We start from the raw sequence: 14,571 nt of genomic DNA on the forward strand, positions 1-14,571 counted from the left end.
TCAGCGGCGCCAGCGCCGGGGCGATCAACGCGCTGCTTCTTGCCTCCGGTCTCGTCGACGGCGGACGCGAGGGCGCGCGGAGCCGGCTCAGCCGCTTCTGGGTGCGGAGGATGCACGAGGCCTCGTTCCGCTCGCTGATGCTGCTCGGCGGCTTTTCGCCCGCCGGAAGCTCGGTCGCCTTCGGGCCGACGCTGCGCTCCGGCCAGTTCGACCCGTTCGACCTCGATCCGCTGCGGCAGGCGCTGTCGCGCGACATCCATTTTGCGGCGCTGCGCGATGCGGCTTGTCCAAAACTCCTGATCGCGGCGACGCGGATCCGCGACGGCCAGCAGCAGGTGTTTGGCAACGACGCCATCAACGCCGACGTCGCGCTCGCCTCCACCTGCCCGCCGCTGGTGCATTGCGCGGTCGAGATCGAGGGTGAGGCCTATTGGGACGGCGGCTATGGCGGCAACCCGCCGCTGGTGCGGCTGGTGCAGGAGACAAGGGCGAACGACGTGCTGGTCGTCCAGGTGACGCCGTCGCGCGACGGCTATGTCCCGATCACGCTCGCGGCGATCGACCGCCGGCTCGACCAGATCGCGGCCAATGCCGCGCTCAACGCGGAGATGGCGGCGGTGGAATGGGCGCGATCGCACGCCGCGCCGGAACTGCGGCTGTTCAAGCTTGCCGCGGAAGACGAGATCGAGGGACTGGCGCAGCGCTCGTCGACCGATCTCGGCCGCGGCTTCATTCGCCTGTTGCACCGAAGCGGCCGTGACGCCGCGGACCGCTGGCTGCGGCAAGGGTCGGCGCGCGAGCGAGCCGCGACCGCGCCGTCAGCAGCCGAGCTCGCGCTAACCTGACTTCGCCAGCGCATCCTCGAGGAAGCGCGCCACCGCAAGCGCACCGGCGTCGTTGCCAAAGCGCGCGATCACCTGCACGCCGACCGGCAGGCCGCCCACCTTCAGCACGGGAACGTTGACGCAAGGGTTACCCATCAGCGTCCACAGCCGGTTGTAGCGGGGGTCGCCGGTGGTCGCGAGCTCCTTGGGCGGTGCCGTGCCCGGCGCGGAATAAGTCAGGAGCACATCGACGCCCTCAAAAACCTCGCCGAGCTCGCGGCGGCCGCGGCGGCCGATCCTACGTGCAGCGTCATACTCCTTCGGCGTCAGCCCGACCGTGGCATCGAGGCTGGCGCGCAGCAGCGGCGCGATCTCGTCGTGGCGTTCCGAAAACTCCCAGGCGAGCGCGCGGTGCGCCTCAAAGTCCTGGATCACCGGATGGATGCGCCAGGCCTCGCGCACCATCTCCGGCATGTCGATGGTCTGGACGCTGGCGCCGGCGCGCTCGGCGGCCTTGATCGCCGCCTGCAGCCCCTGCTCGGCCGCAGGCTCGACAGGTCCGGCAAAGTCCTGGCTGACGATCCCGATGCGCGGCGACGTCGCCGCAGCGATGTCGGAAAACTCACTGCGACCGGTCATCGCCAACAGACCACGCGCGAGATCCTCGGTGCGGGCGCCGAACAGGCCGACGGTGTCGAGCGCCCAAGAATAACATTTGACGCCGACGGTCGGCAGCATGCGGAACGACGGTTTGATCGCGGCGACGCCGCAATAGGCGGCGGGGCGGATCACCGAGCCGCCGGTCTGGGTACCCAGCGCCAGCGGGATCATGCCCGCGCCGACAGCGGCCGCCGAGCCCGCCGACGAGCCGCCGGGGCTGTGGCCGACATTGTGCGGATTGCGCGTCGGCGTCGGATCGCGCGAGGCGAAAGCCGTGGTCGTGGTCTTGCCGATGATGGTGGCGCCGGCGCGCTTCAGCATCATCACGACGGGCGCATCAGCGCGCGGCTGCCATCCCCTGTAGATGGACGAGCCCATCTCGGTCGGGAAATCGGCCGTGTCGATGATGTCCTTGATGCCGACGGCGATGCCGCGCAGGGGACCTGAAGCTTGCGCCTTCGCGGATTTTGCGTGGCAGACGAAGGCCTGGACATCCGTCTCCCGCGTCGCGATGGCTTCGAGCGACTGCGCGATGGCGGCATCGGGCGACAGCTCGCTTTTGTCGATGCGGCGCTGGAGGTCGGCGAGTGAGATCATGGCTGGCATTCCCGGTGTGCGCTGCGCTTTTAGCATCGCAAGGCGGTCGCGCAAGCGCGCACCCCCTGTTGCCCACGCGCTGCGGTTGTTCCATGCTGCCGCCACAAGGAGCCGCCGTGGACGCCCTCAACACCAGGATCGAGCTGACCGAGGCTGAACGGATCGACCGGATGCGGCTGATCCGCTCGGACAATGTCGGGCCACGAACCTTCCGCTCGCTGGTCGACCATTTTGGCACCGCACGGGCGGCGCTGGAGCGGCTGCCGGAGCTGGCGCGGCGCGGCGGCGCGTCCCGTTCGGGGCGCATCACGTCTGCGGAGGAGGCCAGGGCGGAGCTCGCCGCCGCGCGAAAGCTTGGCGTCAACTGGCTCGCGCCTGGCGAGGACGGCTATCCCGCGCGGCTTGCGACACTCGATGACGCACCGCCCTTGCTCGCCGTCCACGGCGAGCACGCCACGGCGATGCGGCCGATGATCGCCATCGTCGGCTCGCGCAATGCGTCTGGCGCTGGCTTGAAGTTCGCGGGCCAGCTCGCGCGCGAGCTTGGCGAGGCCGGCTTCGTGATCATCTCGGGGCTCGCGCGCGGCGTCGACCAGGCGGCGCACCGCACCAGCATCGCCAGCGGCACGGTCGCGGTGCTCGCCGGCGGGCATGACTGCATCTATCCGGCGGAGCATGAAGGCCTGCTCGCATCGATCCTGGAGAGCCAGGGCGTGGCGATCTCGGAGATGCCGCTCGGACATGAGCCGCGCGCCCGCGACTTCCCGCGCCGCAACCGGCTGATCTCGGGCGCCTCGCTCGGTGTCGTCGTGGTGGAGGCCGCGCATCGCTCGGGCTCGCTGATTACAGCCCGCATGGCCGCCGAACAGGGCCGCGAGGTCTTTGCCGTGCCGGGCTCGCCGCTCGATCCGCGCGCGGCCGGCACCAACGATCTCATCAAGCAGGGCGCCACGCTGGTTACGGAGGCCGCTGACATCGTCAACGCGGTCCAGCCGATCCTCGAACGCCCGATCATGTTCCCCGCCGGCGAGGACGACGCAGAGCCGCTGGAGGGCGATCCGCAGTCGCACGACCGCGCGCAGATCACCGGCCTCCTCGGCCCGACGCCGATTTCGATCGACGATCTCGTGCGCATGTCGGGCGCACCGCCCTCGATTGTGCGCACAATCCTGCTGGAACTTGAATTAGCGGGCCGGCTCGAGCGCCATGGCGGGGGTTTGGTGTCGCTGATCTAGGGGCATGGTCGACAATGAGGTCGAAAACAACCCCATGCACAGTAGGACGGCCTCGCCGGCCGAATTGCGCCGACATCCGCAAGAGGTGAGCCGCGTCCGTGGCTTGGGCCGCGTCAGGCCGGCTTGCGTGCGTCGAAACGCGATCGCGCGGCTTCGATCTGGTTCTGATGATTCTTGGCCCACATCCCCAATTCCTGCACCGGACGCGCAAGTCCGTGACCGAGATCGGTCAGCTCATAGTCCACGCGCGGCGGAATGGTCGGGAAGATCGTGCGCGTGACCAGCCCGTCGCGCTCGAGCCCGCGCAGGGTCAGCGTCAGCATCCGCTGCGAGATGCCGTTGATCATGCGCTTGAGCTCATTGAAGCGCTTTGGCCCGTCGCCGAGCATCATGATGACGAACACGCTCCATTTGTCGCCGACCCGCGCCAGCACCGAGGCGACGCCCCGACAGTCGGCATGTTGCGGGTCGGGACGCGGCGGCAAGGCGGGCAAATGGCTGTTCTTAGGTGTCAAAGATGTGCCCATGGCTCAAAAAAGTGCGTTCTTGCGGGGTTTTCGTCGGTCACTCATGTAGTGCCAGTTACAAATCTATACCATGGGTGTATCAAATGAAACTCCTCCATATCGACTCCAGCGTGCTCGGCCCCCACTCCGTCAGCCGGCAGGTTTCGGCCAAAATCGTCGAACGGCTGAAGCAGGCGACGCCATCGCTCGACGTCAGCTATCGCGACCTCACGCAGACCCCGCTCGCGCATCTGTCCGGCTCGCATCTCGCGGCTGCCCAGGGCGCGCCGGCGCCTGCGGATCTCGCGCCTGATCTGGCCGCGAGCCAGGCCGTGCTCGCGGAGTTCCTGGCCGCGGACATCGTCGTGATCGGCGCGCCCATGTACAATTTTACGATCCCGAGTCAGTTGAAGGCCTGGATCGACCGCATCCTCGTGGCGGGCAAGACGTTCAAATATGACGCCAACGGACCGCAGGGCCTCGCCGGCAACAAGCGGGTGATCGTGGCGATCTCGCGCGGCGGCTATTACGGCGCTGATACGCCCGCCGCACTCGGCGAGCATCTCGAAACTTATCTGCGCTGGGTGTTCGGCTTCATCGGCATCGCCAATCCGGAGTTCATCCTCGCGGACGGAATCCAGGTCGGCCCGGAACACCGTGAGAAGGCGCTGACAAGCGCACTCGCGGCCGCAACGAGCCTTCGCGCGGCATGATCTGACATGGCCTACCTGCTGCCGCCGGACACGGCGGCAGTTCGGTCAGTCGGCGGGGCGCGACGTCGGCGACGCTAAAACCACGCCCCCTGCATCCCCATGATCACGGCGATCAAGGACGCAAACAGACCGATGCCGGAAAAGATCGCGATTGCGATGAGCTGGTGACTGTCCGACGTCTCGGTGGTCGCGGAACGCTCGGTGGAAACAGGCGGTGCTGAAATCGATGAAAAAATGCGATTTGCCTTTGGCATATCGGGCTCCCTGAAATCGGGTCTTGTGACCCCCTGCCCGTAAAAAGGTCTTGGCAGCGCACGCCAAGGTTCAACGCGTCACGGAAACGCGATCACTTGTGTTCAGAAGGGGAACCGGCCGGCACAACCAATCGTGCCGGCCGATTCAATTTTCGCTTATTTGGATCAGCCCCGAAACACCGGCGCGCCCGCAGGCGATCCCGTGGCGCCGCCGTCGACGAACAGTTCGGTGCTCGTCACATGCGCGGAGTCGTCCGACGCAAAGTACAGCACGGTCTTCGCGATGTGATCCGTTTCGCCGATGCGGCCGAGCGGCGTGATGCCGGCGATGCGCTTCTCCAGCACCGCAAAGGCCTGCTCCGTGGGAGCTGCGCCCTTCCAGATCGGCGTGCGGATCGCGCCCGGCGCCACCACATTGACGCGGATGCCGCGCGGCGCGAGCTCCGAGGCCAGCACGCGCGCCATCCCGGTCACACCAGCCTTGCTCGCGGCATAGGCGGCGTAACCGGGATTGCCGAGCACCGAGATCACCGAGCCGTTGAGGATGATGGAGGCGCCGTCGTTGAGATGCGGCGACGCCGCCTGCACTGTGAAGAACACGGCGGTGATGTTGGTGCGCAGCACCTCTTCGAAAGCCGCGAGCGTCGTGCCGCCGACCGGCGTGGTGCCGGCGATGCCGGCATTGGCAAACACGATGTCGAGCTTGCCGAATTTTTCCACCGCGCGCGCGACCGCCTTTTCGGTGGCTGCGACATTGGTGCCGTCGGCCTCGACTGCAAGCGCATTGGGCCCGAGTTCCTTCGCGGCTGCCTCCAGCGTCGCCTTGTTGCGCCCGGTGATCGTCACCCTGGCGCCCTCGGCGATGAAAAGCTTTGCGGTCGCAAGGCCGATGCCGCTGTTGCCGCCCGTGATCAACGCTGTCTTGTTCGTGAGCCTCATGACCGTCTCCAGTGGTTGCATAATGCAACTAGGCTTGCGATCTAGGCCATCTGGTTTTATAATGCAACCACACAAGCGCGTGATCGCACAGGATCGGACGGACCATGGTGAAACGGACGAGCTTTGAAGGAGATTCCTGCCCCATCGCGCGGTCGCTGGAGGCGATCGGCGATTGGTGGTCCATGCTGATCATCCGCGAGGCGCTGTTCGGCACGCGGCGTTTTGGCGAGTTTCAGACCAAGCTCGGCATGGCCAAAAACATCCTCGCGGTGCGCCTGCGATCACTCGTCGACCACGGGATCCTCAAGACTGTCCCCGCCTCCGACGGCAGCGCCTACCAGGAATATGTGCTGACGCCAAAAGGCCGCGGCGTACATCCGATCCTGGTCGCGCTCCGGCAATGGAGCGAGGAGTTTGATGAACATCCCGAAGAGATCGCGACCATTTTGGTGGATCGCGAAAAAGGCCGACCGGTGAAGAAGCTGGAGATGCGGGCGGAGGATGGGCGGCTGCTGACGCAGGGGGAGACGATGGTGAAGTTGCGGCCTGTGAAGGCGCGGCGGCGGGTTTCTGGTTAGCGGCGCGCTCTCTCACGCCGTCACCCTGAGGTGCCGGAGCGCAGCGGAGGCCTCGAAGGGCGACGGCCCCGCTGCATCATCGCGGCCGTTCATCCTTCGAGGCTCTCCACACGACGCGATGCGTCGTGTGGAGAGCGCCTCAGGATGACGAAATTGGCTAGGCGCTCGTGGCTCCAGCGACGAGCGCTAAGCGCTCGCGAGGGGATGACGGAAGCTTATTTCTTCTTTGCAGCGGCACTGTTCGGCTGCTTTGGCAAACCCCCGCGACGTCGCGCCAGGCGGCTCACGGCATCCCAGTCCGACCTGATCAGCGCTTCTTTCTTCGCGCGGCTCCAGCCCTTGATCTGGCGTTCCGCCGCGATCCCGTCCGTGATGCGGTCGAAGTGCTCTGACCAAACGAGAACGACCGGCCGCCGTGTCGAGGTGTATCCCTGAAAATGGCCGGCGTTGTGTTGTTCGATGCGCGGGGAGAGATCGTCGCCCGTCGCGCTGCCGACATAATAAGAGTTGTCGGCGCAGCGAAGCATATAGACGAAGATGCCCATCGTGGTGGCCGGTGAGTTGTGCTCGGTTCAGGATGGTGTGCGCAAGCTTGTCGTCAAGAAGATTCCTTAGGTCGGCAGCGCGCAAATCTCTCGCCGTCACCCTGAGGTGCTCGTCCTGCGAAGCAGGATGAGCCTCGAAGGGCGACGGCCCGGCTGCATCGGGGCCGTTCATCCTTCGAGGCTCCCCATGCGTCGCTTCGCGGCGCATGGGGAGCACCTCAGGATGACGGAACTAACAGCGAGCTCACGACAGCTTCCGCTTGCTCCGCAGCCTCACATGCTCCTCGGCCTCGAGCTGGGTCATACCCAATAGATAATGGAGCACGGTGAGCTTGTGGCGGCCGGCGAGCGCACGCAGGTTTTTGGCCTGCTCGGCGATGAAGAGGGCGGCCTCATCGGCGCCGCCCTCGCCCGGCTCGTCGCCGCGCGAGCGGCCCTGCCCGCTACTCGCCGCGCGCTTTCGTTTCCGCCCCGGTGTCGTCACCTGAACCCACCCGAATCCTCAGTCCCCGGAGGAACCTTACGCCTGCGGGAACCGCAACTCCAAGGTGGTGTTTTGCAACTTTTCGTATAGGGAAATCGGCCTGTCCGGCCCGCTTTCAACACCTGTCGATTTGACAGGGACGGCCTCACCACCCATGTTCGGTTCGAAACGGCCGACCCGAATCCCTTCGAATTTGGCCTGAATTTTCCCCGTAAGTTACTGGAACTACATGAATATCGTCATTGTTGAGTCGCCGGCGAAAGCCAAGACGATCAATAAGTATTTGGGCTCGTCCTACGAGGTTCTGGCCTCATTCGGCCATGTCCGCGACCTGCCGGCGAAGAACGGATCGGTCGATCCGGACGAAAATTTCAAGATGATCTGGGAGGTCGACCCCAAGGCGGCCGGCCGGCTCAACGACATCGCCAGGTCTCTCAAGGGCGCCGACCGCCTGATTCTCGCGACCGACCCCGATCGCGAGGGCGAGGCCATCTCCTGGCACGTGCTGGAGGTGCTGAAGGAGAAGCGCGCGCTCAAGGACCAGAAGATCGAGCGCGTGGTGTTCAACGCCATCACCAAGCAGGCGGTCACGGACGCCATGAAGCACCCGCGCCAGATCGACGGCGCGCTGGTCGACGCCTATATGGCGCGCCGCGCGCTGGATTATCTGGTCGGCTTCACCCTCTCCCCCGTGCTGTGGCGAAAGCTGCCGGGCGCCCGCTCGGCCGGCCGCGTGCAGTCGGTGGCGCTGCGGCTGGTCTGCGACCGCGAGCTCGAGATCGAAAAGTTCGTCGCCCGCGAATACTGGTCGCTGGTCGCGACGCTCCTGACCCCACGCGGCGACGCCTTCGAGGCGCGTCTCGTCGGCGCCGACGGCAAAAAAATCCAGCGGCTCGACATCGGCACCGGCGCGGAAGCCGAGGACTTCAAGAAGGCGCTGGAACTGGCGACCTATGCGGTGACCGCGGTCGATGCGAAACCGGCGCGGCGCAATCCGCAGGCCCCCTTCACCACGTCCACCCTGCAGCAGGAAGCCAGCCGCAAATACGGCTTTGCGCCGGCGCACACGATGCGCATCGCGCAGCGGCTCTATGAAGGCATCGACATCGGCGGCGAGACCACCGGACTCATTACTTATATGCGGACCGACGGCGTGCAGATCGACCCGTCCGCCATCACCCAGGCGCGCAAGGTGATCGGCGAGGATTATGGCAACGCCTATGTCCCGGACGCTCCGCGCCAGTACCAGGCCAAAGCCAAGAATGCCCAGGAAGCGCACGAAGCGATCCGCCCGACCGATTTGTCGCGCCGTCCCGCCAGCATGGCGCGCAAGCTCGATGCCGACCAGGCCAAGCTCTATGAGCTGATCTGGAAACGCACCATCGCGAGCCAGATGGAAGGTGCCGAGCTGGAGCGCACCACGGTCGACATCACCGCAAAGGCCGGCGCCCGCACGCTGGAGCTGCGCGCGACCGGCCAGGTCGTCAAGTTCGACGGTTTTCTCGCGCTCTACCAGGAAGGCCGCGACGACGAGGAGGACGAGGATTCCCGCCGCCTGCCCGCGATGAGCGCAGGCGACGGCTTGAAGCGCCAAAACCTCTCCGTGACCCAGCATTTCACCGAGCCGCCGCCGCGCTTCTCCGAGGCTTCACTCGTCAAGCGCATGGAAGAGCTCGGCATCGGCCGGCCCTCGACCTACGCCTCGATCCTGCAGGTGCTGAAGGACCGCGGCTACGTCAAGCTCGAGAAGAAGCGCCTGCACGGCGAGGACAAGGGCCGTGTCGTGGTCGCCTTCCTCGAAAGCTTCTTCAGCCGCTACGTCGAATACGACTTCACCGCTGGCCTCGAGGAGCAGCTCGACCGCATCTCCAACAACGAGATCTCCTGGCAGGAGGTGCTGAAGGACTTTTGGACCGGCTTCATCGGCGCGGTCGACGACATCAAGGACCTGCGCGTCGCCCAGGTGCTCGACGTGCTCGACGAGATGCTGGGGCCGCACATCTATCCGCCGCGCGCGGATGGCGGCGACGTCAGGCAGTGCCCGACCTGCGGCACCGGCCGGCTCAACCTGAAAGCCGGCAAGTTCGGCGCCTTCGTCGGCTGCTCGAACTATCCGGAATGCCGCTACACCCGTCAGCTCGCCGCCGACGGTGAAGCCACCGCCGACCGCTCGCTCGGCCAGGACCCCGATACGGGTCGCGATGTCTGGGTCAAGGCCGGCCGCTTCGGGCCGTACATCCAGCTCGGCGAGCAGAAGGATTATGCGGAAGGCGAGAAGCCGAAGCGCGCAGGCATCCCGAAGGGCACCTCGCCCGGCGATGTCGAGCTCGAGCTTGCGCTCAAGCTGTTGTCGCTGCCGCGCGAGATCGGCAAGCATCCTGAGACGGGCCAGCCGATCACGGCGGGCCTCGGCCGCTTCGGGCCGTTCGTGAAGCACGAGAAGACCTATGCCAGCCTGGAGGCCGGCGACGAAGTCTTCGACATCGGCCTCAATCGCGCGGTGACGCTGATTGCCGAGAAGGTTGCCAAAGGACCGAGCCGCCGCTTCGGCGCCGATCCCGGCAAGGCGATCGGCGACCACCCGACATTGGGCACCGTCACCGTGAAGAGCGGCCGCTACGGCGCCTATGTCACGGCCGGCGGCATCAATGCGACGATCCCGGCCGAGTTCGAAAAGGACACCGTCACCCTGCCGCAGGCGATCGCGTTGATCGACGAGCGCGCGGCCAAGGGCGGCGGCAAGACCAAGGCGAAGAAGGCGGCAAAGCCGGCCAAGGCCAAGAAGGCCGCCGATGGCGACGATACCGCGCCAAAGCCGCCCAAGAAACCGGCCGCGAAAAAAACCGCGGCCAAACCCAAATCAGAATCAACCAGCAAGGCGCGCGCAGGCGTGGCATCGACGGCAAAGACGTCGGCGACCAAGTCATCCGCCGCCAAGGCTCCAGTAAATACTCCGGCCAAGAAGAGTGCCGGCAAGAATTAGAGGTTAAGTGAAACGAAAGAATGACCGTGGCTTTCCCGACAGGGCAGCCATCGTCGCCTTCATCAAGGCACATCCCGGAAAGGTCGGAACCCGCGAAATTGCGCGCGAGTTCGGCCTGAAGAACGCCGACCGGATCGAGCTCAAGCGCATGCTGCGCGAGCTCGCCGACGACGGTGTCGTCAAGAAAAAACGCCGTACAATTTCAGAGCCGGACAGCTTGCCGCCGACGCTGGTCGCCGACATCACCGGCCGCGACGCCGACGGCGAGCTGATCGCCTCGCCTGCCGAATGGGACGAGGTCGAAAGCGGCGAACCGCCAAAGATCCTCATCGTGCTCCCGCGCCGGCCAAAGCCCGGCACGGCGGCAGGCGTCGGCGATCGCGTGCTGCTGCGCGTCGAGCCCACGGACGAGAGCGAAGGTCCGGCCTATCGCGGCCACATCATCAAGGTCTTCGACAAGACCAAGAGCCGTATCCTCGGCGTGTTCCGTGCGCTGCCCGAAGGCGGCGGACGCCTTGTCCCGGTCGACAAGAAGGCTGCCGACCGCGAGCTGAACATCGCACCGACCGACACGCATGGCGCAGAGGATGGCGACCTCGTCAGCGTCGACATCATCCGCTCGCGCGCCTTTGGCCTCGCCTCAGGCCGCGTCAAGGAGAAGCTCGGCTCGGTCAAGTCAGAGAAGGCGATCAGCCTGATCGCAATCTACGCGCACGATATCCCCTTGCAATTCCGCCCCGCGGCGGAGCGTGAAGCCGAAGCGGCAGAGCCGGCGAGCTCAAGGGGGCGTGAGGACTGGCGCGACGTGCCGCTCGTCACGATCGATCCGCCCGACGCAAAGGATCATGACGATGCGGTGCATGCGCAGCCCGACCCCGATCCGAACAACAAGGGCGGCTTCCTCGTCGACGTCGCGATTGCCGATGTGAGTTTTTACGTCCGGCCCGGCACTGCGCTCGACCGCGACGCGCTCGACCGCGGCAATTCGGTCTACTTCCCCGACCGCGTCGTGCCGATGCTGCCCGAGCGGATCTCGAACAACCTCTGCTCGCTGGTGCCGGGCGAGCCGCGCGGCGCGCTTGCGGTGCGGATGGTGATCGGTCCCGACGGGCGAAAACGCTCGCACAGCTTTCACCGCGTGCTGATGCGCTCGGCTGCGAAACTCAGCTATGCGCAGGCGCAGGCGGCGATCGACGGCCGGCCGGACGACACCACCGGACCGCTGCTCGAGCCGACCCTGCGCCCGCTCTATGCCGCCTACGCCTGCGTCAAGCGCGCGCGCGACGAGCGCGAGCCGCTCAATCTCGACCTGCCCGAGCGAAAGATTTTGCTGAAAAGCGACGGCACGGTCGATCGCGTCGTCGTGCCCGAGCGTCTGGATGCGCACAAATTGATCGAGGAGTTCATGATCCTCGCCAATGTCGCGGCAGCAGAAATGCTGGAGAAGAAGTCGCTGCCGCTGATCTACCGCGTGCATGACGAGCCGACGCAGGAGAAGGTCTACGCGCTCGAGGAGTTCCTGAAGACGCTCGACGTGCCCTTCGCCAAGGGCGGCGTGCTGCGGCCTGCCTTGTTCAACCGCGTGCTGGCGCAGCTCGAAGACCACGACCATTTTCCGCTGGTCAGCGAGGTCGTGTTGCGCGCGCAGGCGCAGGCGGAATACTCATCCGAGAATTACGGTCATTTCGGCCTCAATCTGCGCCGCTATGCGCACTTCACCTCGCCGATCCGCCGCTACGCCGATCTCGTCGTGCACCGTGCGCTGGTGCGCGCGCTCGGCCTCGGCGAAGGCGCACTGCCGGACAGCGAGACGCCGGAAACGCTCGGCGAAGTCGCAGCCCATATTTCGGTGACTGAGCGGCGCGCGATGAAGGCGGAGCGCGAGACCGTCGACCGGCTGATTGCGCATCATCTGGTCGATCGCATCGGTTCGACCTTCCAGGGCCGGGTGTCCGGCGTCACCCGCGCGGGGCTGTTCGTCAAGCTGGACGAGACCGGCGCCGACGGACTGATCCCGATCCGATCCCTTGGCACGGAATATTTCAACTATGACGAGAGCCGGCATGCGCTGATCGGCTCGCGCAGCGGTGCCATGCACCAGTTGGGTGACGTCGTCGACGTCCGTCTGATAGAAGCTGCTCCCATCGCCGGTGCGCTGCGTTTCGAGCTGCTGTCCGAGGGGACGGTCGCTTCGCGCAGCCAACGGAATTTCCGCGGGCCCCGGAAGCCGCAGAAGGCCCACCCCGGGCGCAGCCCTGAGAGAAGACGCAAGCCCGAGAAGCCGAAGTCCGGCAAAGGGAAGAAGCGGAAGGACAAGGGAAAGAGGAAGCGATGACCGCGGCGCCAAAAATCTGGACGCGCGAGACCGGCCTCGTCGAGCAGCGCGACGTCTGGAGCGCGATGAAGCGCGGCTTTCGTTGCCGGTGCCCGCGCTGCGGCAAGGGCAAGCTGTTCCGCGCCTTCCTCAAGACCGCCGACAATTGCTCGTCCTGCGGGCTCGATTTCACGCCGCACCGCGCCGACGATCTGCCGGCCTATCTGGTGATCGTCGTGGTCGGCCATATCGTGGTGCCGACCGTGCTGTGGATCGAGACCAATTATTCGACGCCGGTCTGGATCAGCTTTGCGGCCTATCTGCCCTTCACTTTCGTGGCCTCGCTCGCGCTGCTGCAGCCGGTGAAGGGCGCCGTGGTCGGCCTGCAATGGGCGCTCCGCATGCACGGCTTTGACGACAATCCGCCGGACGGCATTCCGCCGGTGTGATCACAAAAGGTAACGAGCGACTGGGGTTGGAGATGACGGAAACGGCTCAGGCTGGAAAAGAAACGGACAAGGAAAAGGTCCACGACCAGAAGGAAGCAGACCACCATCCCTATTTCCGGCCGCGCGATGCCGCCACCCTGATCCTGGTCGATCGCAGCGCCAGCGTTCCCAAGGTTCTGGTCGGCAAGCGCCACGACAAGGTGGTGTTCATGCCCGGCAAATTCGTCTTCCCCGGCGGGCGCGTGGACAAGGCCGATCATCGCGTGCCGGTGGCAGCACCCATCACCGCGGAGCTGCAGGCCAATCTGTTCAAGGGCAGCCCGAAGACGGAAGCTTCGCGCGCAAAATCGCTCGCGATTGCGGCGATCCGAGAGGCCTGCGAGGAAACCGGACTGTGCCTGGGGCGCAAGGCCGAGGGCAAGCTGCCGAAGCTCGAAGGACCCTGGGCACCGTTTGCGGATGCAGGCCTCCTGCCCGATCCGTCCGGCCTCTTTCTGATCGCGCGCGCGATCACGCCGCCGGGCCGGGTCAAGCGGTTCGATACGCGCTTCTTCACGGCCGATGCGTCTGCGATCACGCACCGCGTCGAGGGCGTGATCCATGCGGACGCCGAGCTGGTCGAGCTGGTCTGGGTCGAGCTCGGCTCAAAGCCGCTGGCGGATCTGCACCCGATGACGCGGAACGTGCTCAACGAGCTCGACAAGCGCCTTGCCACGGGACCGCTCAGCCATGATGCGCCGGTGCCGTTTTTCCACTTCTACGGTGGGAAGATGCAGAAGGATATTTTGGCGTAGCTTAATCGGCGTCCGGCTCTGTGCCGACATAATCCCGCGCCGGCAGTTTTAGCGCCCGCCCGATTTCCTGTGCGAACGCGTTGGCCTCGTCGCGGGTGTTGAAACTGCTTAGCGCGACCGGCTCGGTGCCGCGCTTGCCGCAGAGGGCGACGTCGAAGGTCGACGGCGGATCTTCATCGGTGGCGCCCTGATCGGTGATGCTGAGGAAGCTGAATTCGGTGAGCTTTCGCCGGCTGCGGACCCGCAGCGGACCGCAGGCGCGCGTGATCACCACCTCCGCCATCAGCTTGTTGAGCTCGACGAAGTAGCGGTAGGTCGCAAGCCACAGGCCGGGGATCACGATCACGAGACCGATGCCTGAGAACACCAGGATCGGAACGAGATCGTCACTCAGCCGGCCAAAGCCCGCGAGATCGTTGCGCACGCCGAGCGCGACGTTCCAGAGCAGGTAGAAGCCCGCGGCAAGGAACGGCACCGACAAGATCCGGGCAATCCATTGCCCGGGCCATTCGACGCGGATGAGATTGCCATCCACCGTCATTGCGCTTGCCATGGTGATGCTCCTCGGGGGCTTGAAAGTCGGGATGTTTCGAAAGTCAGGTCTTGGCTTTGTCGGCGGGGAGCGCCGATTGGTTCGAGGGGAGCGGGACCCCCTCCTCCGTCATTCCGGGGCGCCACTTGGCGCGAGCCCGGAAT

15 protein-coding genes are annotated in these 14,571 nt (G+C 65.8%); 8 read left to right on the forward strand and 7 right to left on the reverse strand.

Annotated elements, in window-relative coordinates; genetic code table 11:
• Positions 1 to 845 (forward strand): patatin-like phospholipase family protein (locus C2U70_RS20430; RefSeq protein ID WP_140980223.1); only part of this gene is annotated, 845 nt, incomplete at its 5' end.
• Here the strand turns inward: C2U70_RS20430 and C2U70_RS20435 are convergent.
• A complete protein-coding gene (locus C2U70_RS20435; RefSeq protein WP_140980224.1) occupies positions 837 to 2,081 on the reverse strand; it encodes an amidase in 1,245 nt (414 codons plus the stop codon). The two genes, C2U70_RS20430 and C2U70_RS20435, sit on opposite strands and share 9 nt — an antisense overlap.
• Before the next feature lie 92 nt (positions 2,082 to 2,173).
• Here C2U70_RS20435 and dprA point away from each other — a divergent pair, with 92 nt between their 5' ends.
• Positions 2,174 to 3,316, forward strand: a complete 1,143-nt coding sequence (dprA, locus tag C2U70_RS20440; protein ID WP_140980225.1) for a DNA-processing protein DprA — start codon at positions 2,174 to 2,176, stop codon at positions 3,314 to 3,316.
• A 113-nt stretch (positions 3,317 to 3,429) separates the two neighbouring features.
• Here the strand turns inward: dprA and C2U70_RS20445 are convergent, their stop codons facing one another.
• Positions 3,430 to 3,843, reverse strand: coding sequence for a winged helix-turn-helix transcriptional regulator (locus tag C2U70_RS20445; RefSeq protein WP_140980226.1), 414 nt, complete (start codon positions 3,841 to 3,843; stop codon positions 3,430 to 3,432).
• An 83-nt stretch (positions 3,844 to 3,926) separates the two neighbouring features.
• Here C2U70_RS20445 and C2U70_RS20450 point away from each other — a divergent pair, with 83 nt between their 5' ends.
• On the forward strand, positions 3,927 to 4,535 hold the full coding sequence (locus C2U70_RS20450; RefSeq protein WP_140980227.1) for an FMN-dependent NADH-azoreductase: 609 nt from the start codon (positions 3,927 to 3,929) through the stop codon (positions 4,533 to 4,535).
• Positions 4,536 to 4,609: 74 nt separating this feature from the next.
• Here C2U70_RS20450 and C2U70_RS20455 read toward each other — a convergent pair whose 3' ends face one another.
• Together C2U70_RS20455 and C2U70_RS20460 are read right to left on the reverse strand one after the other, a co-directional pair.
• Entirely contained in the window at positions 4,610 to 4,789 is a 180-nt protein-coding gene (locus tag C2U70_RS20455; RefSeq protein ID WP_140980228.1) for a hypothetical protein, read from the reverse strand.
• Positions 4,790 to 4,954: 165 nt separating this feature from the next.
• Positions 4,955 to 5,728 carry an SDR family oxidoreductase gene (locus tag C2U70_RS20460; RefSeq protein ID WP_140980229.1) on the reverse strand — a complete coding sequence of 258 codons (774 nt, stop codon included), beginning with the start codon at positions 5,726 to 5,728 and terminating at the stop codon, positions 4,955 to 4,957.
• Positions 5,729 to 5,832: 104 nt separating this feature from the next.
• On the opposite strand from C2U70_RS20460, the gene C2U70_RS20465 reads away from it, so the two are divergent.
• On the forward strand, positions 5,833 to 6,306 hold the full coding sequence (locus C2U70_RS20465) for a winged helix-turn-helix transcriptional regulator (protein WP_140980230.1): 474 nt from the start codon (positions 5,833 to 5,835) through the stop codon (positions 6,304 to 6,306).
• A gap of 215 nt (positions 6,307 to 6,521) precedes the next feature.
• On the opposite strand, the gene C2U70_RS20470 is transcribed toward C2U70_RS20465, so the two are convergent.
• Positions 6,522 to 6,851, reverse strand: coding sequence for a GIY-YIG nuclease family protein (locus tag C2U70_RS20470; RefSeq protein WP_140980231.1), 330 nt, complete (start codon positions 6,849 to 6,851; stop codon positions 6,522 to 6,524).
• Between the two features lie 244 nt (positions 6,852 to 7,095).
• Positions 7,096 to 7,335, reverse strand: a complete 240-nt coding sequence (locus C2U70_RS20475; RefSeq protein WP_140980232.1) for a hypothetical protein — start codon at positions 7,333 to 7,335, stop codon at positions 7,096 to 7,098.
• Between the two features lie 229 nt (positions 7,336 to 7,564).
• Here C2U70_RS20475 and topA point away from each other — a divergent pair, with 229 nt between their 5' ends.
• The 4 genes from topA to C2U70_RS20495 are packed head-to-tail and all read left to right on the forward strand — an operon-like array spanning position 7,565 to position 13,875.
• The gene (gene topA / locus C2U70_RS20480) at positions 7,565 to 10,318 is read left to right on the forward strand and encodes a type I DNA topoisomerase (protein ID WP_140980233.1); all 2,754 of its coding nucleotides are present in this window, start codon (positions 7,565 to 7,567) and stop codon (positions 10,316 to 10,318) included.
• 7 nt (positions 10,319 to 10,325) lie between these two features.
• A complete protein-coding gene (rnr, locus tag C2U70_RS20485) occupies positions 10,326 to 12,653 on the forward strand; it encodes a ribonuclease R (protein WP_140980234.1) in 2,328 nt (775 codons plus the stop codon).
• Positions 12,650 to 13,081, forward strand: a complete 432-nt coding sequence (locus tag C2U70_RS20490; protein ID WP_140980235.1) for a DUF983 domain-containing protein — start codon at positions 12,650 to 12,652, stop codon at positions 13,079 to 13,081. The genes rnr and C2U70_RS20490 overlap by 4 nt, the downstream gene beginning before the upstream one ends.
• 32 nt (positions 13,082 to 13,113) lie before the next feature.
• Positions 13,114 to 13,875, forward strand: coding sequence for an NUDIX hydrolase (locus tag C2U70_RS20495; RefSeq protein ID WP_140980236.1), 762 nt, complete (start codon positions 13,114 to 13,116; stop codon positions 13,873 to 13,875).
• A gap of 1 nt (position 13,876) precedes the next feature.
• Here the strand turns inward: C2U70_RS20495 and C2U70_RS20500 are convergent, their stop codons facing one another.
• Positions 13,877 to 14,428, reverse strand: coding sequence for a hypothetical protein (locus C2U70_RS20500; protein WP_140980237.1), 552 nt, complete (start codon positions 14,426 to 14,428; stop codon positions 13,877 to 13,879).
• Positions 14,429 to 14,571 lie beyond the last annotated feature (143 nt).

The organism is Bradyrhizobium guangdongense (assembly GCF_006483445.1).
GTDB classification, from domain to species: Bacteria; Pseudomonadota; Alphaproteobacteria; order Rhizobiales; family Xanthobacteraceae; genus Bradyrhizobium; species Bradyrhizobium guangdongense_A.